Source organism: Flavobacterium sp. XS2P24 (assembly GCF_030010285.1).
In the GTDB taxonomy this organism is placed as follows: Bacteria; Bacteroidota; Bacteroidia; order Flavobacteriales; family Flavobacteriaceae; genus Flavobacterium; species Flavobacterium algoritolerans.
In genome coordinates this window covers 1-21,640 of sequence record NZ_JASCRU010000037.1, presented here as the reverse complement: position 1 = coordinate 21,640, position 21,640 = coordinate 1, and the positions used below count along the sequence as shown (strand labels likewise).

Below are 21,640 nucleotides of genomic sequence, written 5' to 3'. Positions count from 1 at the left end.
GTGAAATGTTGTTTTAAAACTAATTCTACACATTCTAACTTAAATGCATAATCATACTTTACTTTTTTTTCCATAAAAATGCCCCAAATAGTGTCTAACTTTTTGGGGCATGTTCAAAAAGGGGCTTTTTCCGTTTGGGTAAGCTATAGGGTTACCCGCCTTTTATGCTGTCGAACAATAGAAATAGCATAATGAACTCTATTGAGCTTTGCCCGACCCCGCGAGCCTGACTATGCAAATATACAAAACTATTTTGTTTTTCTGTAAATCCCCTCATACGATATAATCGCATCAATAGTTCTAACAGATAAAAAAAACTCATTCGCAATGCTTTGTACTACGGCTTCAAATGTCCATTTTGGTTGCGCCTTTCTTTTCTTTTCAAAACGAATTCTTATTTCTTTATTTCGCCTCATCAGGCGTTCTTGTTTTTCCGTCATAAATTATTAGTTGGTTTGCATTTGGTTAACACTATTTACAGCTCGTAATAATATTTCTTGTACTTTTTCGCCTAAATGTTCAATACCTTTTTCAGTACTTTCTACGAATATTTTTGTGTCATCTTGAAGCTTTTGAATAGTTACGTTAATAGTAGTCATTTTTGAACCACCTGAAACAATAGAATCCGATTTTGAGCCGTTTCCCTTACCTCCTTTACCTTTACCAGTTTCTTTAAATAAATCGTTAAAAACCTTGGATTTGTCTTGCTTTAAATAATCAGGTATAGATTTATTTTCAGTGGGTTTTACTCCAACGCCAACCTCCTTAGCCTTCATATTTACTCCATCATTGTAGCCCTTAGAAAATGTTCTAGCCGCTTTCAGTCCATCGTCAAAGAGTTTCTTTTTAGAATCAACCCCCATTAAATCGCCGACTGATTTCTTACCAATTTCAAAAGCATTTTTAAAATCTCCTCTAAAGAATGCCATTAATGCGCTACCCATGCCAGTAATACCCGAGAGTAATTCCTGTATTCGATTAATCACATAGTCTTTTATGGCAGTTCCAAAGCCTTTAATCACTTCCCAAGTTCCCATTACAACACCTCGGAAGCTCTCAAAGTGATTCCAACATGTCCAAATAATCGCACCTAAAGCGGCAATAGCAATAACAACCAAACCAATTGGATTCATACTCATAACAAGATTAAAAGCACTTTGGGCGGTGGTTGCCAACCATAAACGAGCCTCAAATAAAGCAAATTGAGCCGAAAACAACCAAAAACCTGCATTAGCGGCGACAAAACTTATCCCTAAAGTGGTAACCAATGTAGCAAAGAAAAACAGCAATGGTTTTGCTTCTATTACCCATTTTACTACATCGGCGACAGCGTGACCAAACGGGATAATATTTTCAGCTACAGCCGTACCTATGTCAAATATTGGCTTTACCCATTCTGCAAAAGCCATCCCCACCCTTGAAATTACGTTTTTAAAGGTTCCTATCATGGTCGTAAATTTACCGCCCGCAGATTCCGCCATTCTTTTAGCCATATCGTGGTATCTTCCACCCTCGGAAGTGGCAAGCCTAAAGGCTTCTTCAACCATAGTGGCACTAATTGCACCTTGCTCCATTTTATTTTTTAAAACTCCCATGGAAATACCCGTGTTCTCGGATATTATTTGAAGAGGGTTAAAACCTTGGCCAATCATTTGGTTCATATCTTGTCCCATCAATCGCCCTGTTGCCATAACTTGTGAAAAGGATAAAGACAAAGAGGAAAGTCGTTCCTCGTTACCCATTGCCACATCGCCAAGCATTTTCATATTGCCCATAACCTTTTTTTGAGCAACACCAAAACCTAGCATTGTTTCAGCTCCTTTAATAATTCCCTCATTACTGTATGGTGTGGCATCTGCATAGCTATTCAACCCCTTGAGCATTGCAGTTGCCTTCCCGACCGAACCGAGCAGAACCTCAAACTTAATATTAGTTTGCTCCATCTGGACACCCATATTAAAAACGGCTTTTATTCCGCCAATGACACCGAGTGAAATTCCTAAAGCTCCGACCAAACCAATTAAACTTTTAAAAGTAGAACCCATAGAAGCACCAAAGAAACTTGATGTTTGTTCGGTACTTCTAAAAGTACTATTTAAGCCCTCAACACGGTTATTAGTCATGCCAACACTCGCCGCAATTTTTTGAAGCGGCGAGCTGGCATAATCTTTCATTTGTAAAATAAATTCATACGCATTCATAAATTCTAAATTTTTGTTGCTATAATCGCACCAAGTGCTTTGTTTCTAATTGGCAACGCTAAAAATCTTTTGTCAAAACCGACAACCGTTGCTCTGAGTTCTGGGTCATTAATTCTTTCGTACATATTTACACTTCCATCTGCTTTCATTACCTCCTCAGAACTGAAAGAAAATGAGCCAAAAGTAGTATTAACATCTTCAATAGCGCCAAAAGCAATTTTTACCTTTGTAGAAAAATTATACCTAGGCGTTTTAGTATATTGCAAAATATTAAATCCTGCAAATCGATTTGGTTGCCCATTCACAAAGTCGGTAATATCTTTAAACGCTTTCAAGTCGTAAAGTATCAAATCTTCAACATGATTTGGGTCTAATACTAAATATCTCTTTTCAAAAGGTATATCTAGTAAATCATACTTCTTTTTTAATTTTAAAATGTCCTCAGGAGTCAGCCTTTTATAACCTTCTCCGTTATTCTCTCCAGTGGTTACAAGAATTGGAGTATTTTCTGTGTTTGCATTTGGAGCATAGGCATGAGCCGCTTTTTGACCTGATTTAGCCCTTAAAATGTTACGATGTCCATAAATCACACTCTCTAACTTGTCATAAGCCAACTCAACGGCTTCTGGACTTCTAACAAGCGTATTTTCCGTTTCGTACAAATCCAACTCAAGAGAAAGAGGTGTATCGATTCTCTGAACGATTGGGATTGGATACGTTGTGTTGTTAATGTAAACATCAGGATCAAAACCGCAATCAGCTAAGTTTATTTTGTCGTTTTCGACAAATTCCGTCATATCCTTAGCATAATTTAAAAATGATGCGTCTGGATAAAAATTCTCCATAATTTGGCTAATCCAAATTTGTTTATTCAATGTACTCATAATGTGAAATATTTAAAAATTATTGTTTATACTCTTCTTTAATTAGTTTTTTGTAAAGTTCTCGGTTATTTTCAAGTTCCTTTGGGGCATTCTTTCTGTAGTCCTGTAAAGTCCATTCACTTTTTGGCTTTGCCGTTTTAATTTCATCGATAGTAGTTTTAGAGCCTAAAATTATCTCTCTAATTAGCTTGTGATTTTGCATTTGAACACTCGAACCATTAACCTCATTAATTGCGCTTAATAAGTCCGATTTTGTCTTTTTAAAATCAGCATCAAAAGCCATTAATTGAATACGTTCTAGGTTTTTATTGATAACTCCTTTTTTAATAGCAAGTTCCGTTATTGTTTTTGCCTCTTCTTTTTGTTCCTTTTTGATTTGTGTCTTAATACGTTTGTTTTCGGCTTCGAGTGATACGTTTTTGTTTTTCAAAGAACTAATTGCTTTAAAAATACTCTCAGGATTACTATTGCTTGGAATACCTAAAATTACAGTTAATGACTTTGGAGTTGTTTCCTTTTTAGGCTTATAACTCATAAATACCATTTGTGCAGTTTTTTTCTTTTGTGTTATTGCCGTTGCAGTTTCTAAAACTTCATCTGTTATCTCATCAATAAAACCTTTTTCAAGTGCCTCTTGAGCCGTTAACCAAGTTTCGGCATTTAACATTAATGTTAATTCCTCAATTGGTATTCCAGTACGTTCTGAGTAACTATCGGTTATTAATTGCTTTACTTTATCTAGTAATTGTATTTCTGATGTTGACCTCTCACTATCTTCTTCATTTTGAAATGAAGGATTATGAATCATTATCATTGCGTTTTTTGAAGCGGTTATTTTTCGACCCGCCAACATTATAACTGTCATCATCGAAGCCGCTAAACCGTCTATTTGTATGTCGCATTGTCCATGCTCTTTGATTGCATTGTACATTGCCCAACCTTGAAAAATTTCGCCTCCTGGAGAATTTGCCCTAATTTTTACATCTTGATTTTTAAAGGGTTCTAGCTCCTTAACAAAACCCCAATCGGTTATATCAGTACCTATTTGTCCATACATTAAAATTTCATTCATACATTTTTATTTTAAATTAATTTTTGATTTTTGATAAAGTGAAGTCTATCTTAGATTGTAGTTTTTTTGAGTACTTGAATGGATAATTAATTATTATGTCATCATTCATAAGTAATCCCCTTTCCTGATTGATACAGATTCTTTCCCCAACAGTAAAAACGATATTGTTTCTAGCCGTACAATATTCTAAAATCATTTGTAGCTCTTCAAGGCGTAATTCTCTATCCATTTTTGTTGCTCTTTTTTATTACTAATTAAAATCGACTTTCTAACTGTTTGATTGCGGTTGTTAAATTCTTAATCTCTCGTGCTGATGTTATTTTGTTTTCCAACAAAATTTTTAACTTATTTTCTAAAATTTGAATATTCCTAATATTCTCTTCTTTACTTGCTTTAATTGGTTTTAACCATAATTCAACAGTCATTTCATATAACCCCAATTTTATTGCTATTTGTCTCTGATTTAAACCACGTTTAAATAACTGGACTACCCTTATTTTTTTTGTACACATAGTTTTATCATTTACTTATAAAAACACCAAAACCACCTTTAAAAAGGTGGTTGGGCTGTGGTCAAAGAATTAAAAAAAAGTGTCAGAAGTTTGTTTTAAAATCATTAGTTGTTGTTATAGTGTTGCTTTTTAAATATTGCGGTTTCTTGTAATTTTCCGTTGTTTAACCTATAAAGTGTAGCTTGTTTTGATGCAAGCCCTAAATGATTGCTTAATGTTATTCCAATACCTCTATTAACCTCTTCAAAATCAAATTCACTACAATTGAATAGTGTTACTATCGATGTGCTTTTACCGTTCAAAAACTCTACATTAGTTACTATTGCGTGCGATGCTGTAATACCACTCAAAGCATTTAAACCGGGTTGTTGATTCCCTAATTTTTGAGAATTGTTTACTAATGCCAATTGGTTCAATACTGTTACTTGGTTTTCTTGATTCGTTTTCATAATTTTGTCGTTCTAAAGATTTTAAAAATTCGTTTTTAAAGTTTATAAGGGTGGCTTTCGCAAGAAGCCACCTTTTTTATTGTCCTGTGCTAATAGATACCTTTCTATTATTTACTATTGTACAAACAGCAATCCCAAATAAATAAACCGTTGTAGCCGTTTGCATACTGGTTAAGTCATCGCTTATAGTATGTACTTTTTTTGTTGTAATTAGATTTTTCATAATGTTGATTTTTTTAATTAATACCCTCGTAAGTTTTTAATGCTATTCGTTTATTATTTTTGGTGGAAATCCGTATTTAAGTTTTAATGTCATTTTTACAGTTGGTCTTAATGAATCATAATCAAGTAAAGCGCATTTTCTTTTTTCAGATTTTTTAACTATAATCATTTCCCCTATTTCAATCTTTTCTTTTATCACTGATATTGTAAATACATCTTTTCCTTTTCGTTTTTTAATAAAGTGTAGTGCATTTTCTAAAATTGCAATTTTACCATTGTAAACTACATACGGACTACTGTATTGACTACGCATATTTACTTTTTAGTTTGGATATCACTTTTTCTCTTTCAATAATTATTTTGTCAATAATCAGTACAGCATCTTCATTATTTCTTTTAAATCTTGATATTGCAGTATTCCTAGGCACTTCTAAAATTTTGCTCAATGTTTTGAAATCTCCTGACTCAATTTTAGATTTTATTCTATCTTTTTTATTCTGTATTTGTATTTGTTCCATATATTTGGATAAAATTTGAATAATTATTAATGCAAATATATAAGATATATTCTAATTATCAATATTTACATTAAGAAATAATCTAACAAATTTTATTTTTATGGAAAACACATTACATAGAATTAAAAAATATCTTGATTTCAAAGGGGTTACCGTGAGTGCTTTTGAAAAAAAATTAAATTTTTCAAATGGTTCTTTTGCTAGTCAATTAAAAAAAAACAAGACTATTGGGGTGGATAAGTTAGAACATATCTTAATAGAAAATTCGGATTTGGACGCTAACTGGTTATTGACTGGAAAAGGTCAAATGATAAAGAAAAACAGAAGTGAACCTTTAAATAGTGAAAAAACCACGTTTAAAGAGAATTTAAATAGTCCTGAAGAATTATTACAAAAGGATTTAGAGACCGCAAAAGCCACTTTAGAAAGTCAAAAGGATATGATTGATTTGCAAAAGGATTTTATTAATAAACTCAAAGAAGATATTCAAAGATTAAATACTGAAATTGAACTATTAAAAAGTAAAGAATAGAATCAAAAAAGGCATTAATAGCACTTATAAAAGTGTTTTTTTATCTATAACCCGCCAAAAAACCTAGTAAATACGGGACTTTCACGGCTTTTTTAATGTTATTAAGTACCGTGAGTTTGTTGTTTTTATACATAAACAGGGGTTAAAGTACAATTAGGTACATATAAACTTGTTTATAAATTATAAACTTTGTCCACCCAAATGTCCACCCAAATGTCCATCCAAAATAAAAAATCGAATTTTCTACTTTTTACAATCTATCACTTTATAGCATAAAAAAGCCCCCATATAGAAGGCTTAATTTTGGTTCAAATATGCTTAAATATCAATTAAAATGGCGTTTTACACCGTTATTATACTTGTTTTGGTACTTACTTATACTAGTCGGTAATTAGTTTATATTTAACAGGTATTTAATTGGCATTTATTTGTATTTAAATGGAAATTTTGTTTTTAACTATTTTCGACCTTTTTTTGCTGTGAAGTATTGATTTTATTGGTGTTTTCGACCTTTTTTATATTGTATGTATTTAGAACTATTGTTTAATAGCCCATACAATGGCAATTGGATTAAAAATAAATATAAAATGAAAAGAAGAGAATTTATAGAAAAAACAGCTGCGAGTTCAGCTTTACTAAGTTTAGGTTTATCATTAAGCAGCTTTGAATCTTCACAAAAAAGACATCTTACTATTTTACATACGAATGATGTGCACAGTTACATTGATCCATTTCCTGCGGATCATCCCAGAAATGCAAATATGGGTGGCGTAGCTAGAAGAGCAGCCTTGATTGAAACGATTCGAAAAGAGAATCCAAATGTATTATTACTGGATGCAGGCGATATTTTTCAAGGAACGCCTTATTTTAATTATTATGGTGGAGAGTTAGAATTCAAGTTAATGAGCATGATGCAATATGATGCTTCTACGATAGGAAATCACGATTTTGATAACGGTGTTGAAGGTTTACATGCGCAAATGCCACATGCTAAATTTGAGTTCCTATCTGCCAACTACGATTTTAAAAACACCGTGATGGATGGTTTTGTAAAACCGTATAAAATATTCAATAAAAATGGCATTAAGGTGGGTGTTTTTGGACTTGGAATAGAGCTTGAAGGATTAGTTGATAAAGGAATGTACAAAGAAACCGTTTACAACAATCCAGTCGAAACGGCTCAAGATATGGTTCGGATTTTAAAGAAAGAACAAAAGTGTGATTTAGTGATTTGTTTGTCGCATTTAGGCTATAAATACAGAGATGAGCCCAATAAAATATGTGATTTGAAATTAGCGGAACTTACGCAAGACATCGATTTGATTATTGGTGGACATACACATACTTTTCTGGAGAAACCTACTGTTGTAAAGAACCTTTCAGGTAAAGAGGTTCTTGTAAATCAAGTGGGTTGTTACGGTATAAATCTGGGAAGAATTGATTTTTATCTGGATAACGATAAAGCTAAAGCATTTGAAGGAAAATCGATTATTGTGTAACAGTAATCGATTCTTTTTTTGCATTTATCGTTTCTGCATCAATCACAAATCTATAAAAGGAATAATAACTTGTGACATACAAAATCATTGCCAGTGGCCTGAAATATGTGGGTGGCAGATTAGACAAAAAGCATTTTTCAATAAAAACTGTAAAATAGAGCGCTGTAGATAATAATCCAAAAATAGCCAGCCAGGGCGAATTATTACTGTCGTTCATGAAATAATTCGACAAAATAACACCGGCAAGAATCGACACTAAAATGTTTTGACCTACCAAAGGATAATAACTGCCTTTTGGAATTTCATCCGAAATAGAAAGCAAATAGGAAAAAATAAAAACAAAAGGAATAATTGCTATTAGTATTGGTACAAAATCCTTAATCTTATTCAACTTTATAATATAAAATATAAGTAAAATTCGATGCGTAAAAATACCAATTAAGCCCAAAATCAAAAAAAGTATTGATTCAAAAAGAATGAAAATACTGGTAAGGAGTAAAAAAAATACAGTCATATAAAAAACCACATTTCTTTCCTTAGAAGTAACCCAATAAAGATAGATTAGCAGTATGGCAACCAAAGGTCTAAATGCAAACAGAATTACTTTGAATGAAAATAATTCTGCTAGAACTTCAATAATTGAAAAAGAAAACAGCAAACCAAGGATTGCATTTTCCTGTAAAAAATTATACTTTTTAGTCAGTAGCTGCATTAGCGTTATTAATTAGATTCATAAAATCATCTTCGGAGATTATTGGTATGTTCAACTTAGTTGCTTTATCCAATTTTGCAGGTCCCATATTATCTCCTGCAACAACATAATCCGTCTTTGCCGAAATAGAGCTTCCTACTTTTCCTCCATTATCTTCGATTGCCTTTTTCAAATCATCTCTTGAAAATTTCTCAAAGACTCCTGAAACAACAAATGTTTTTCCGGAAAGTTTATCTGTGGCGTTTGGATTTATATGTTCAACTATTTCAAATTGAACACCAAAACTTTTTAGTCTTTCAATTATAATTCTATTTTCTTGATTTTCGAAAAAGTCAATTACACTTTGCGCAATTCGTTCTCCAATTTCGTCCACTAAAATCAAATCCATCAATGTAGCCTGACGCAATGCATCAATACTTTTATAATGTTTGGCTAGTTTTTTGGCTACGGTCTCACCTACATATCGAATTCCAATAGCGAATAAAACGCGCTCAAAAGGAATATTTTTTGAATTCTCAACACCTTTCACCAAATTTTCAGCAGATTTTTGAGCCATTCGTTCCAAAGGAAGAATTTGATCCACAGTCAGTTCATATAAATCGGCATAATTATGAACCAATCCATTATTGAAAAGCAAAGCAACAGTTTCGCCTCCCAAACCTTCAATATCCATTGCTTTTCGAGAAATATAATGCTGAATCCTTCCTATAATCTGCGGTGGACAACCATAAAAATTAGGACAATAATGATTTGCTTCGCCTTCGGTTCTCACTAATGCCGTATTACATTCCGGGCAATGCGTGATGTATTTTGTTGGTTCTGTATTTTCTGGACGCTTACTCAAATCAACAGCAATAATCTTAGGGATTATCTCTCCACCTTTTTCTACAAAAACAGTATCTCCTACACGAATATCCAATTTCTCAATTTGATCAGCATTATGTAAGGAAGCTCGTTTCACAATGGTTCCTGCTAATTGTACCGGCTCTAAGTTGGCCACAGGAGTAATGGAACCCGTTCGTCCTACTTGATACGAAATTGAATTTAATTGTGTTGAAACTTGTTCTGATTTGAATTTATAAGCAATTGCCCAACGCGGAGATTTGGCTGTAAAGCCCAATTCATCCTGATAGTGGAAAGAATTTACTTTTACCACAACACCATCCGTTTCATACGGAAGGTTATGTCTATGAATGTCCCAATAATCTATAAACTCGAAAACTTCGGTTAAATTATTGGCTAATTTTACTTCTTTCGGCACTTTGAAACCCCAATTTCTTGCCGTTTCCAATCCTTCAAACTGAGATTTGAAAGGAAGATTATTTCCAATTAAAAAATACAACAGACAATCCAAAGGGCGTTTTGCAACTTCAGCACTATCCTGTAATTTTAAACTTCCCGAAGCAGTATTTCTGGGATTTGAATACGGTAATTCTCCTATTTCGATTAAATCCTGATTCATTTTTTCGAAACCTGCAAAAGGCAAAATGATCTCCCCACGCACATCAAATGTAGCTGGAAAATTCCCTTTTAATTTTAACGGAATGGATTTTATAGTTTTGATATTATTAGTCACATCGTCTCCTTGAAAACCATCTCCACGCGTTACCGCACGTTTTAATTTTCCGTTTTCGTAAGTAATACTAATAGATGCACCATCGTATTTTAGTTCACAAGTATATTCTAATGGAACATCTCCTAAAATTTTTTGAACACGTTTTTCCCAATCCATCAATTCTTCCTTAGAATAGGAATTATCAAGAGAATACATGCGGTGTTCATGCGGAACGGTTTGGAAATTTTTTGTAATCGTACCTCCTACTCGTTGAGAAGGCGAATTTTCGTCAAAGTATTCCGGGTATTTATTTTCTAAATCCTGAAGTTGTTTTAATTTAACATCAAATTCAAAATCGGAAATTGTGGGTGTATCTAACACATAATAATTATAATTGTGCTGATTTAATTCTTCCCTTAATTTTTGAATCGTATTTTGAATATCCATAGAAAATAAAAATTGGCTATTTTAGTTTTGAAAAAGTGTACTAAAATAACCAATTAAAAATAAATAGCAATACAATTAGGATGCTATAATAGTATTTATTTGCTGGTATAAAAGGCCGTCGCTCAAAAACGAACCTTGTTGTATTAATTCAAAAATGGAAGCATTACGCTCATCCGTAAACTCTTTTTTTCCTACTTTCATTTCAATAGTATCCGTAAACATATTATCGCTAAGCCATTGCAATCCATCTTTAGTTAAAAAATCCACTTCAGGAACCAATGATTTCAAAACTATAGATTGAACATGGGTATCAAAACAATGAAAAAGGAAAATATGATTTTTAGAAAAATGTTCTAAATACGTTGCTTTCGAAAGAACTCCTTCCCAAATTAAATCAGAAAAAACATCTAATTCTTGTTCGGCAACTTCTGGTTTTTCAGCTTTTATTTTATCCCACTCTGCTTTATCAATTGCTTGAGTTGCTAAAAAAGTACTGAATTCATGATTCAATTCTTCAAATTGTTCTTTTGTTAATCTTGAATATTTCATTATTGTATTTTAATATTTAACTTTTGTCTTAAGTCTCTTTTGAAATTTTTAAATCAAAAAAAAGCCCTCTCAAATGAGAGGGCAAATTTAATCTATTTTTATCTTTTTTTAGAAAATATATCTCACTCCAAACTGTGCTTGCCATCTTGATAATAAACTTGCATCATAACTAAAAGTTTTAGTCTGATTACCGTTAAAAGTATACGTTGGAACTTTGTTCACAACGTTTACACCAATTGGTTGAACGCTGTTAGGTTGTTGAATTAAACCCCAATCAGAATTCAATAAATTTCCAAGATTTAAGACATCTAGACTCAATTGAATCGTATTCACTTTTTTAGAAGCACCAACTTTAAAGTTATAATCTTGTAGCACTTTAAAATCCCATTTTCCTCTCCACGGTGCTAAAGCTCCATAACGTTCTGCATATTGACCTCTTCGTCCACTTAAATAATTGTCTTGATTGATATATTTATCCAATGCCGCACCTTGACCAGCACCAGAAAAAGTCATAGTAGCAATTTCAGCAGTTGTTGGAATATAAATTAAGTCATTTCCAAATGCACCATCATTATTAATATCTCCACCATATGTGTAGTTAAAACGCCCTCCTTGAGCATACTCAAAGAAAGTTGACACTGTTGTTGCCCACTTATCATCAGTTCCATATTTCCATTTTTTAGACCCTACACCAATAAAACGGTGCGTATCTCCATATTTAGAGTTAGAAAGTTGATCGTTATTTACATTTCCTAATGCAGGATTAAAATTAAAAGCATCTCCAGTAATCTCAGCTTCTATTGAATTAACATCCATTGATTTCAAATAATTATAAGCAACACTTGTAAACAATCCATTATCAAACGTTTTTTGAAGTTTTACCGATGTGTTAAATGCACTTCCTTTATTAGAATTAGTCAATACATAAGCGTGAGAATCCGCTGGAAAACCAAAATCAGTCCAAACACCTTTATCAGCTGCGGCATAAACTGGTCTATTATCCGCACCTACTAAATTAGTAGTTGGTGTTTTCAATCCCCAATCCTGAACATGCACAGCGTTTAAATCTTTATTGTAGGACATATCAACAGTCAATATATAATTTCCTTTAAATTTATGATCTAAGCCTAGACTTGTTCGCCAAACTTGAGGAAATTTAAAATCAGTATCAACAACTTGATAGAAGAATGGATCAATTCCGCTTACTTGATTTCCTATCCATACAAATGGAAGTCGTCCTGTAAAAATTCCAGTTCCACCGCGTAATTGAGTTGTTTTTTCACCATTAATATCCCAGTTAAAACCAACTCTTGGAGACCACAATAAAGCATTTCCTGGTAATACAGTCGAATTTAGATTTACAGTACTTCCGTCTTTAGGATCATAATAGTTGATTCCTGGTAAATATCCTTCTGAATTATCTGTGTCAATAAATTTTTGAATATTTTCTGCAGTGTTAAAATACAAAGGCTTATCAGCTCTTAATCCATAAATTAGTTTAAAATTATCAGTGATATTCCATTCATCTTGTAAGTAAAATGCCAATTGACCAACAGTAGTTTCTGATAAATTCCAACCTCCATCAGTTCCTGCTTCTAATTTGTTTTTTGCATCAAAAGTGTTTTGGGCATTTGCAAAAGCAGTTGCATAATATCCATTGTTTACATTAGAGGTAAATCCAGCTAAATCAACACTTCCAAAAACATCAAAACCATAACCCTTTAAATTGAATGAATTTTTGAAAATGAATTTTTCAAAAGAAAAACCAGCAGTAAAGGTATGATTTCCTCTTACAATATTCATATTGTCAGTAATTTGCAATACTTTTTGATCTAATCGGTTATTGATAGAAAATGGTTCGTGTCCAGCAATAATATAAGGTGAACCATCTTTTGTTATACTAATAACTGGAGCAGGAGCAGAAAAAGGATTTCTAAAATCATTAAAATGAGTATAACCAACTTGCAATTTATTAGAAATTGTTTCAGCAAATTTAGAATTCAATTCAACTAAAAATGAACTAATTTGGTTATTAATTTGATATCCAGAATTTTCAAATTGCATTGTATTATTATCTGGTCCTCTACGACGAATAGCTGTAGGATGCGCAGGTTTGTCTTTAGAAGCATCAAGGAAATTATAAATAACAGCTAATTTGTGATCGTCATTAATATTCCAATCAAACTTTACAATTCCTTTATTTGAATTTGAGTAATGAGTGAAACCTTGATAAGAACCTGAATTATAACCCAATTTTCCTAATTCAGTAGAAACATACATTAAATCTGTTGCTAATACTCTAGATTCATTTACACCTGTTGTACTATTGCCATCATTTGCTACAACATTTGATCCTGAATCACTACGTTTATCGATTTCAAAATTTGTAAAAAAGAATAATTTATTTTTAACAATTGGTCCACCAATACTAAAACCAGCTTGATTTTGTTCTAGCGAAGGAACAAAGATTTTTTCTCCTTTTATTTTGTTTCCGGTCATATCTTGGTTTCTAAAAAAACCGTAGGCGGTACCATGAAATTCGTTTGTTCCTGACTTCGTAACTGCATTTACTGAAGCTCCAGTAAAACCAGATAAAGTCACATCATAAGGAGCTGTTGCCACTTGGATTTGCTCAATTGCGTCTAATGAAATTGGCTGAGCTCCGGTTTGTCCTCCAGGAGTTGCAGCATCTAACCCAAAAGGATTATTAAACACTGCTCCGTTTAAAGAGAAATTATTGAACTTGTCATTTCTACCACCAAAAGAACCACCACTTGCAGTAGGCTCTAGTCTGGTAAAATCTGAAGCTGATCTTGATATTGACGGCAATGTAGTCAATTCCCTGCGGCCTACAGTTGTTTCGGCACCAGTTCTTCCACTAGAAAAAACCTTATTCTTTGCACCAGTAACTTTCACTTCATCTAATTTCTGACTTTCATCTTTCAAAAGAACATCTAGACTAAAAACTTTCCCTAAATCAAGATAAACATCATTGAAATCTTCGCTTTGATAGCCTACAAAAGTTACTGTAATTTTATAAGGACCACCAATTCTCATATTCAAGATACTAAATCTTCCATCTTCATTCGATAAAGCGGAATACTTAGATCCAGTTGGAGTATGAACTGCCAGCACTGTAGCTCCGGGAAGCGTCTCATTATTGGAACTTTTCACAAGCCCTTTAATACTAGAAGTAGTCGTTTGCCCAATGACTGAGTAAAAACTACTAAAGATTAGTAATAATGTAATAATTTTTTTCATTTGTTTGAATATGTGTTATTTGTGGGGCAAAATTAGGCAAAAAAAAATCACTCCTAAGAGTGATTTTTATATTTTATTAACAAAATGTTAACCAAATGTTATTTTTCAGCAACGATTTCGTAGTCTAATTCAACGATAACATCTCTGTGTAAACGAACACTAGCAGTATATTTACCAGTACGTTTAACGATTCCGCTAGTAATGAATTTTCTTTCGATTTGTTGTCCACCTTTAGCTAAAGATTCAGCGATATCAATATTCGTAATTGAACCGAATAATTTTTCACCACCTGCTTTTGCAAAGATTTTAATTTCGATAGCTTTCAAAGCTTCAGCTAATGCTTTTGCATCTGCTACAACTTTAGCTTCTTTGTGCGCTCTTTGTTTTAGGTTTTCAGCTAGTACTTTCTTTGCAGAAGAAGTTGCTAAATGTGCGTGACCTTGAGGAATCAAAAAGTTACGACCGTAACCATTTTTTACCGTTACAATATCATCTTTAAATCCTAAATTTTGAACGTCTTGTCTTAATATAAGTTCCATGTTGTTGTCCTTTGTTATAGAAGTTAGGTTTCATGTTTCAGAAAACCAACAACTGAGTTTTAATTATTATTTTAGTAAATCTGCCACATATGGCATTAAAGCTAAGTGACGCGCTCTTTTTACAGCTACTGACACTTTTCTTTGGTATTTCAATGAAGTTCCAGTTAAACGACGAGGAAGAATTTTTCCTTGCTCATTAACGAATTTCAATAAGAAATCAGCATCTTTATAATCAATATATTTGATACCTGATTTTTTGAAACGACAATACTTTTTAGTCTTGTTTGTTTCTATGTTCAAAGGCGTAAGATATCTGATATCCCCGTCTTTTTTTCCTGAAGCAGATTGTTGTAATGTTGCCATGATAATTAAGCTTTTTGAGATTTAAGTTTTGCTCTTCTTCTTTCAGCCCAAGAGATAGCATGTTTGTCAAGACTTACAGTTAAGAAACGCATAACTCTTTCGTCACGTCTAAATTCAGTTTCAAAAGCGATAAGAACTTCTCCTGATACTTTAAATTCGAACAAATGGTAAAAACCACTTTTCTTGTTTTGGATTTCGTAAGCCATCTTTTTAAGACCCCAGTCTTCTTTAGATACCATTTCTGCTCCTCTACTAGTAAGAAAATCTTCAAATTTGCTTACTGTTTCCTTTACCTGAACTTCAGATAAAACGGGATTTAAAATGAAAACAGTTTCATAATGATTCATAAATATATATTTATTTGTTATTTTGGGTGCAAAAGTAATCAATTAATCTGATTAAACAAGTCTTATTTCATTTTATTCGACGTAAGGTAAAAAAATCCGCCCAATTAGTTTTTTTTAAATAAAAAAGTAATATATTTACTCAGCCAAATCTAAAATACTAAAATTATGAAACTAAACTGTGTTGTAGTAGATGATAGTTCTATTCAAAGAATGATTATCGCAAAGTTAGTTAATAATCATCAAAATTTACACTTAATCGGTGATTTTTCTAATGCAATAGAAGCCAGAAGCTGTATGTCTATACACAATGTAGACCTTATCTTTTTGGACATCGAAATGCCGGTAATTAGCGGCTTTGACTTTTTGGATGGTTTAAAAGTAAAACCTCAAATTATTTTCATAACCTCAAAAGCTGAGTATGCTATGAAAGCGTTTGATTATGATGCTACGGACTACCTTCAAAAACCAATTGCAATCGACAGATTCAACGCTTCGGTAAAAAGAGCTATTGATTTACATCTACTTAAAAAAGAAAACAAAGAAGAAGAAGGAGAACATATTTTCATTAAAAGTAATTTGAAAAAATTGAAAATATTTACTTCTAAAATAAAATGGATTGAAGCTTTTGGTGATTACGTAAGAGTAGTTACAGAGGAAGACAGCAATCTGGTACTCTCAACCATGAAATCTTTTGAAAATGACTTATCAAAAGAAAAATTTGTACGCGTACACAAGTCCTATATTATCAACATTGATAAAGTAGAACGTTTCAACAGTAAATTTGCCGAAATTGGAGTTACAAAAATTCCTTTAAGCCGACATAAAAAAGAAGATTTAGTAAAAGCACTTGCCTTTTCATAGGCAACTGAATTTTAGTAAAAATCGACGTTTGACGTAACTTTTATAGCTCTGTATTGAGCAACAGCCTCAAAACTATTCAACATTTTCTGGATAGTTTTTTTTGTGCTTACAATTGATGCATTCTGAGGAATCTTTATTATAATCGTACGAATGTATTCGTTTCTAATTCTGCTGATTGCAGGCTCTTCAGGTCCCAGCACCGGCATATTAAGATTCTGGCTCATCACTTGATACAACCACATCGAACCTTCTTTTAATTTATCAAAATCACGCTGTTTCAAAGTAAGTTTTATAATCCTGAAATACGGCGGGTATTTGTATATCTGGCGGTCATACAATTGTTCTTTATACATACCCAAATAATCATTATAAGTAACTTGCTGTATTGTATTATGATTCGGATTATACGTCTGGATAACAACTTTCCCTTGTTTTTCTGAACGTCCAGCTCTTCCCGCAACTTGAGTCATCATTTGAAAACTTCTTTCGAAAGCCCTAAAATCAGGATGATACAACATATTATCCGCATTCATGATTCCTACCAAACTCACGTTATCAAAATCCAATCCTTTGGCCAACATCTGAGTTCCTACTAAAATATCCATTTCTCTATTCTTGAAACTATCGATAATTTTTTCGAATCCAAATTTCCCTCGAGTCGTATCCTGATCCATTCTTCCAATTTTAGAATTTGGAAAAATAGATACTAACTCTTGTTCAATTTGTTCGGTTCCAAAACCTTTTGTAGTCAAATCAACACTGGAACAGGAATGACAATGAGTAGGTTTTGCCATTGTATATCCACAATAATGACAGCGCAACTGATTTTTATGTTTATGATAGGTCAAACTCACATCACACTGCTGACATTGTGGTACGTGGCCGCAAGTCATACATTCTATTACCGGAGAATATCCACGTCTGTTTTGAAATAAAATGACTTGTTCACCCAATGACAAAGCAATATTGATTTCTTCAATTAAAACATCACTAAAATGTCCCGTCATTTTTTTGCGAAAGTATTTATCTTTCAAATCCACCAATTCAATATTCGGCATCATGACATTCCCAAATCGTTCCGAAATTTCGACTAAACCAAATTTATCGGATTTAGCATTGAAATACGTTTCAATACTTGGCGTAGCCGAACCCAAAAGTACTTTTGCTTTATGCGAATGAGCCAAAACTATAGCCGCATCGCGAGCATGATAACGCGGTGCAGGATCTACTTGCTTAAAAGTCTGTTCGTGTTCTTCATCTACAATTATGAATCCTAGATTATAAAATGGTAAAAACAAAGATGACCTCGCACCTATTACCACTTGCGCTTTTTCTGAATTCACCAAAACTTGATTCCAAACTTCGATGCGTTCATTATTATTATATTTCGAATGAAAAACAGCTACTTTATTTCCAAAATAAGTCCTTAATCTCCCCACTAATTGAGTAGTCAAAGCTATTTCAGGCAATAAATACAAAATTTGTTTTCCAGTTTCCAAATACTCTTCGATGAGTTTGATATAGATTTCTGTTTTTCCGCTCGAAGTGACACCATGCAACAAACACACTTCTTTTTGAGTAAAACTTTTTTTGATTTCCTCAAAAGCTTTTTGCTGAGCCAAACTCAACTGCAATTGATCCTCGCGTATTTTTCCAGTGAAATTCACTCGGTCTTCCTGAAGAAAATAATCTTTGAATATTTCTTTTTCAATTAAAGCCTTTACAACTGCCGAAGAAGAATTAGCCGCTTCTACCAGTTTTTTTACGGTAATAGGTTTTTTCTCTGTAGCACTCAATTGAAAATAATTCAATACGATTTCTTTTTGCTTATTAGCGCTTTTTAGTGTTTCGAGTAATTCGCTTAATCCCTCGTTTGATTCATATTTAGGATGCAAACGAACATAACGCACTAACTTAGGTTTGTAGGTTTCCTGTATTTCTTCCTGAAGCACTAATATGTTTTTGTCTATCAATTTTTGAATAACAGGAAAGATATTCTTCTTATTTAAAATAGCCATTATATCCTGGACTTTCAAGGAACTTTGCTGTTGCAAGGCTTCATAAACCAAAAATTCATCATCCGAAAGCAGACTTGCATCAACAACTAAATCTGTTTTTTGAGAAATTATGGTTTCGCTTTCCAGCAAAAGTGCACTTGGCATGGCACCGCGATATACATCACCAATAGCACACATATAATAGGAAGCAATCCATTGCCAGTGTGCAATTTGGATTTTAGTCACAATGGGTTTTTCATCCAGAATTTGATGAATTTCCTTGGCTTCGTATAAAGTGGGTTTGTTTTGATGAATTTCAATAACTAATGCCGTGTAAATTTTACTTTTCCCAAAAGGAACAGCCAACCGCATTCCAATTTTTATATAATGGAACTCCGCTTCAGAGACGCTATAAGTAAAGGTTTTGGCTAAAGAAAGGGGTAAAATTACTTCGACGAAATGCATTTTTATTTTATTATGAGTTTTGAGTTATGGTGATTCTTTACTTTGAACTAATAACTCACAATTATAATTATTTTACTCTATTCCAGGTTTGTGTTCTTCCAAATAATGCTACACCGATATATCCGCGAACTTTTAACTTGTCATTTCCTTCGAGAGCCAAAAAGCATTTGTATAATTTCCCTGATGTTGGGTCAAGAATTTTTCCTGAATTGTATTCATTGCCATCTTTAGTAAGTCCTTTAATAATGACAAGACCTAGAACTGGTTTGTTTTTTTCGTCACCGGGACAATTTACGCATAAGTTCTTTTTCTTTTCAGCATCTAAAATGTCGATGATTTTCCCATAAATTTTTCCGGAACGCTCGTAGATTTCCACAATCGATTTGGCTTTTCCACTCTGATCATCAATAGTTTTCCATTTGCCAACAACAGTATGGTTTTGACAATAAAAAACCATCGAAATAAATAATGCGAGTATTGTAATGCTATTTTTCATTGTTGTCCTTTTTTAGCCCTGATAAAAGTGGAAATCCTGTCATTGCTCTTCCTCGCAATGACAGATTGTAACGAATAGCAGGAAATAGCTCCTAATTTTGAAACTATTTTGATTTAAAAAATCATTCTTTTTTTGCTTTCAATTTATTTACTGTAGCATTCAATTCGAAACCCAACAGCAATATCATGCAGTTAATCCAAATGTAAAACATCAAAATCAACAATGTTCCTATCGACCCATATAATTCATTGTACTTAGAAAACTTTATAACCCATATTCCAAAAGCATACGAATCCAAAAGAATCAATATAGTAGTGAATACGGACCCTATCGATATAAATGCTCTGTTTTTATCGTGTTTTGTACCAAACTTGAAAAGTATAGACGTTGTTCCTAAAATCATTAAAATTACAAATGCATATCTTCCTAAAACAATTAACGCTATTTGATCACTCAGTATTGTTTTTTGAATAAAAACTTCAAAAACTACTATTGTCGCCACAGTTACAATCAATAAAAAGGACAACAATAAAGACATTCCCAAAGCCACTAAATATTGCCGTATAAACCCTCTTTTTATGAGAACATGACGGGACGATTCAAATCCGCCAAGGATTCCGTTTAAACCGTTTGCCATCAACAAAATAGACAATAAAAACCCGTAAGACACTAATCCTGAGTGACTGTTATTAAGAATATCATTGATGATTTTATAAATAGCATCATACGTATTGGGCGGTACACCTTCCTTTACAAACAGTAAAAAATCATCTTGAAAACCTTCAATAGGAATGTATGGAATAAGGTTTAAAATGAACAGCGCAAAAGGAAATAAAGCCATGAAGAAACTAAATGCAATCGCACTGGCATGATATGTCAAAGCACTTTCGACAATTCCTAAGCCGTATAATTCCAATAAATCATATAACGACAATCCTTGTAACCAAGGAAACTCGATTTTTTTTAGCACATTAACCAGATTCCGTACTATTGGAATTCTTTGTAATTTAACTTCTATTTCTTTACTCATATCGCTTTTAAGCTCAAATCCATGTTATAAATAGAATGTGTCAATGCTCCTGATGAAATATAATCTACACCACATTCAGCATAATGACGAATGGTGTTTTCGTTAATATTTCCCGAAGATTCTGTTTGGCATTTATCGCCAATCAAAGCTACTGCTTTTTTAGTATCGTCATAATTAAAATTGTCTATTAAAATTCTAAAAACACCTTCACTTTCCAGTATTTCTTTGATTTCATCCAAGTTTCTGGCTTCGACAATGATTTTTAAATCCAGATTATTTTCTTTTAAGAAAGCTTTGGTTTTGGCTATAGCCAAAGTAATTCCGCCAGCAAAATCGTTGTGATTGTCTTTGAGCATAATCATGTCATACAAAGCAAAACGATGGTTTTCGCCTCCGCCAATTTTCACCGCCCATTTCTCACAAGCTCTGAATCCCGGTGTGGTTTTACGCGTGTCGAGAATTTTAGTTTTGGTTCCTTCTAATAAACGAACGTATTCTTTGGTTTTAGTGGCAATGGCTGACATTCGCTGCATTGAATTCAAAACGACACGTTCCGACTTCAAAATGGATTGTGAACTCCCCGAAACATGAAAAACAACATCTCCTTTTTTTACTGGAGTACCATCCTCGATAAAAGTTTCTATTTTCAAATTAGGATCTACATAATCAAAAATCATTTTGGCGAAAGCCACACCAGCAATTATTCCATCTTCTTTTACAAGCAACTTCGCTTTTCCATTTGCTGTAGCTGGAATACAAGCTAAAGAACTGTAATCGCCAGAACCTACATCTTCCCGAACGGCATTTTGTATTAGTATGTCTAACTCGTTTTTAAACTGTATATCGCTAATCATTTTATAGAAAATTTATGGAATGCTAAAGTAAGATTTATTTTGTGGATTTGAAAATATGTATGCTTGGTTCTTTGAAAAAAGAGGTAAATCAATGTGTTTTAACAGCGTATTACATTTTAATTAAAAAAATAATTGATTGTCCGTTTTTAGTCATAATTCTGTAATACTTGCTATTACTAGCCTATCGAATAATTTTTCCTCAAAATACCGTCTGTTAAGCTTGTAAACGAACTCGTTTAGGTATAATTGGAGATATTTCCCTTTAATTTTGTGGA

General features: G+C 32.9%; 24 protein-coding genes and 1 pseudogene. 3 read left to right on the top strand and 22 right to left on the bottom strand.

Annotated features, from left to right (window positions below):
- Window positions 1-248: 248 nt before the first annotated feature.
- The 10 genes from QLS31_RS15265 to QLS31_RS15220 all read right to left on the bottom strand — a co-directional run bounded on the left by QLS31_RS15265 (window position 249) and on the right by QLS31_RS15220 (window position 5,858).
- Window positions 249-440 (bottom strand): hypothetical protein, encoded by a 192-nt coding sequence (locus tag QLS31_RS15265; protein WP_282744560.1) that lies wholly within the window; start codon window positions 438-440, stop codon window positions 249-251.
- Between the two features lie 6 nt (window positions 441-446).
- Window positions 447-2,201 carry a tape measure protein gene (locus tag QLS31_RS15260; protein ID WP_282744559.1) on the bottom strand — a complete coding sequence of 585 codons (1,755 nt, stop codon included), beginning with the start codon at window positions 2,199-2,201 and terminating at the stop codon, window positions 447-449.
- A gap of 5 nt (window positions 2,202-2,206) precedes the next feature.
- The gene (locus QLS31_RS15255) at window positions 2,207-3,085 is read right to left on the bottom strand and encodes a hypothetical protein (RefSeq protein ID WP_282744558.1); all 879 of its coding nucleotides are present in this window, start codon (window positions 3,083-3,085) and stop codon (window positions 2,207-2,209) included.
- A 19-nt stretch (window positions 3,086-3,104) separates the two neighbouring features.
- Window positions 3,105-4,157: a head maturation protease, ClpP-related gene (locus QLS31_RS15250; RefSeq protein WP_282744557.1), complete on the bottom strand. Its 1,053-nt coding sequence runs from the start codon at window positions 4,155-4,157 to the stop codon at window positions 3,105-3,107.
- 16 nt (window positions 4,158-4,173) lie between these two features.
- The gene (locus tag QLS31_RS15245; protein ID WP_282744556.1) at window positions 4,174-4,386 is read right to left on the bottom strand and encodes a hypothetical protein; all 213 of its coding nucleotides are present in this window, start codon (window positions 4,384-4,386) and stop codon (window positions 4,174-4,176) included.
- A gap of 25 nt (window positions 4,387-4,411) precedes the next feature.
- On the bottom strand, window positions 4,412-4,669 hold the full coding sequence (locus QLS31_RS15240) for a helix-turn-helix domain-containing protein (RefSeq protein ID WP_282744555.1): 258 nt from the start codon (window positions 4,667-4,669) through the stop codon (window positions 4,412-4,414).
- 104 nt (window positions 4,670-4,773) lie between these two features.
- Window positions 4,774-5,118, bottom strand: a complete 345-nt coding sequence (locus QLS31_RS15235) for a hypothetical protein (protein ID WP_282744553.1) — start codon at window positions 5,116-5,118, stop codon at window positions 4,774-4,776.
- Window positions 5,119-5,194: 76 nt separating this feature from the next.
- The gene (locus QLS31_RS15230) at window positions 5,195-5,341 is read right to left on the bottom strand and encodes a hypothetical protein (RefSeq protein WP_282744552.1); all 147 of its coding nucleotides are present in this window, start codon (window positions 5,339-5,341) and stop codon (window positions 5,195-5,197) included.
- 42 nt (window positions 5,342-5,383) lie between these two features.
- Window positions 5,384-5,653 (bottom strand): hypothetical protein, encoded by a 270-nt coding sequence (locus QLS31_RS15225; RefSeq protein ID WP_282744551.1) that lies wholly within the window; start codon window positions 5,651-5,653, stop codon window positions 5,384-5,386.
- On the bottom strand, window positions 5,646-5,858 hold the full coding sequence (locus tag QLS31_RS15220) for a hypothetical protein (RefSeq protein WP_282744550.1): 213 nt from the start codon (window positions 5,856-5,858) through the stop codon (window positions 5,646-5,648). The genes QLS31_RS15225 and QLS31_RS15220 overlap by 8 nt, the downstream gene beginning before the upstream one ends.
- A 100-nt stretch (window positions 5,859-5,958) precedes the next feature.
- Between QLS31_RS15220 and QLS31_RS15215 the strand changes: the two genes are divergently transcribed.
- Complete coding sequence (locus QLS31_RS15215; protein WP_282744549.1) at window positions 5,959-6,390, top strand: hypothetical protein; 432 nt, start codon at window positions 5,959-5,961, stop codon at window positions 6,388-6,390.
- A gap of 587 nt (window positions 6,391-6,977) precedes the next feature.
- Window positions 6,978-7,889 (top strand): metallophosphatase, encoded by a 912-nt coding sequence (locus QLS31_RS15210; RefSeq protein WP_282744548.1) that lies wholly within the window; start codon window positions 6,978-6,980, stop codon window positions 7,887-7,889.
- Here QLS31_RS15210 and QLS31_RS15205 read toward each other — a convergent pair.
- The 7 genes from QLS31_RS15205 to rpsF all read right to left on the bottom strand — a co-directional run bounded on the left by QLS31_RS15205 (window position 7,879) and on the right by rpsF (window position 15,662).
- Entirely contained in the window at window positions 7,879-8,601 is a 723-nt protein-coding gene (locus QLS31_RS15205) for a hypothetical protein (protein WP_282744547.1), read from the bottom strand. The two genes, QLS31_RS15210 and QLS31_RS15205, sit on opposite strands and share 11 nt — an antisense overlap.
- Window positions 8,585-10,603: an NAD-dependent DNA ligase LigA gene (gene ligA, locus QLS31_RS15200; protein ID WP_282744546.1), complete on the bottom strand. Its 2,019-nt coding sequence runs from the start codon at window positions 10,601-10,603 to the stop codon at window positions 8,585-8,587. The genes QLS31_RS15205 and ligA overlap by 17 nt, the downstream gene beginning before the upstream one ends.
- Window positions 10,604-10,678: 75 nt before the next feature.
- Window positions 10,679-11,152 (bottom strand): DUF6495 family protein, encoded by a 474-nt coding sequence (locus QLS31_RS15195; protein WP_282744545.1) that lies wholly within the window; start codon window positions 11,150-11,152, stop codon window positions 10,679-10,681.
- A gap of 108 nt (window positions 11,153-11,260) precedes the next feature.
- Window positions 11,261-14,413: a TonB-dependent receptor gene (locus tag QLS31_RS15190; RefSeq protein ID WP_282744544.1), complete on the bottom strand. Its 3,153-nt coding sequence runs from the start codon at window positions 14,411-14,413 to the stop codon at window positions 11,261-11,263.
- A 98-nt stretch (window positions 14,414-14,511) separates the two neighbouring features.
- Window positions 14,512-14,952: a 50S ribosomal protein L9 gene (rplI, locus tag QLS31_RS15185; RefSeq protein WP_099715089.1), complete on the bottom strand. Its 441-nt coding sequence runs from the start codon at window positions 14,950-14,952 to the stop codon at window positions 14,512-14,514.
- A 66-nt stretch (window positions 14,953-15,018) separates the two neighbouring features.
- A complete protein-coding gene (gene rpsR, locus QLS31_RS15180) occupies window positions 15,019-15,315 on the bottom strand; it encodes a 30S ribosomal protein S18 (RefSeq protein WP_007138295.1) in 297 nt (98 codons plus the stop codon).
- A gap of 5 nt (window positions 15,316-15,320) precedes the next feature.
- Window positions 15,321-15,662, bottom strand: coding sequence for a 30S ribosomal protein S6 (gene rpsF / locus QLS31_RS15175; RefSeq protein ID WP_077370382.1), 342 nt, complete (start codon window positions 15,660-15,662; stop codon window positions 15,321-15,323).
- Between the two features lie 165 nt (window positions 15,663-15,827).
- On the opposite strand from rpsF, the gene QLS31_RS15170 reads away from it, so the two are divergent.
- Complete coding sequence (locus QLS31_RS15170; RefSeq protein ID WP_099715088.1) at window positions 15,828-16,523, top strand: LytTR family DNA-binding domain-containing protein; 696 nt, start codon at window positions 15,828-15,830, stop codon at window positions 16,521-16,523.
- Window positions 16,524-16,534: 11 nt separating this feature from the next.
- Here QLS31_RS15170 and priA read toward each other — a convergent pair whose 3' ends face one another.
- The 5 genes and pseudogenes from priA to QLS31_RS15145 all read right to left on the bottom strand — a co-directional run.
- Complete coding sequence (priA, locus tag QLS31_RS15165) at window positions 16,535-18,985, bottom strand: primosomal protein N' (RefSeq protein WP_282744543.1); 2,451 nt, start codon at window positions 18,983-18,985, stop codon at window positions 16,535-16,537.
- Between the two features lie 67 nt (window positions 18,986-19,052).
- On the bottom strand, window positions 19,053-19,481 hold the full coding sequence (locus tag QLS31_RS15160; RefSeq protein ID WP_282744542.1) for a DUF2147 domain-containing protein: 429 nt from the start codon (window positions 19,479-19,481) through the stop codon (window positions 19,053-19,055).
- Between the two features lie 121 nt (window positions 19,482-19,602).
- Complete coding sequence (locus tag QLS31_RS15155) at window positions 19,603-20,511, bottom strand: YihY/virulence factor BrkB family protein (protein ID WP_282744541.1); 909 nt, start codon at window positions 20,509-20,511, stop codon at window positions 19,603-19,605.
- Entirely contained in the window at window positions 20,508-21,365 is an 858-nt protein-coding gene (nadC, locus tag QLS31_RS15150; protein ID WP_282744540.1) for a carboxylating nicotinate-nucleotide diphosphorylase, read from the bottom strand. Before nadC ends, QLS31_RS15155 begins: the two co-directional genes overlap by 4 nt.
- Window positions 21,366-21,515: 150 nt before the next feature.
- Window positions 21,516-21,640, bottom strand: a pseudogene (locus QLS31_RS15145) (IS1595 family transposase); the annotation flags it as partial.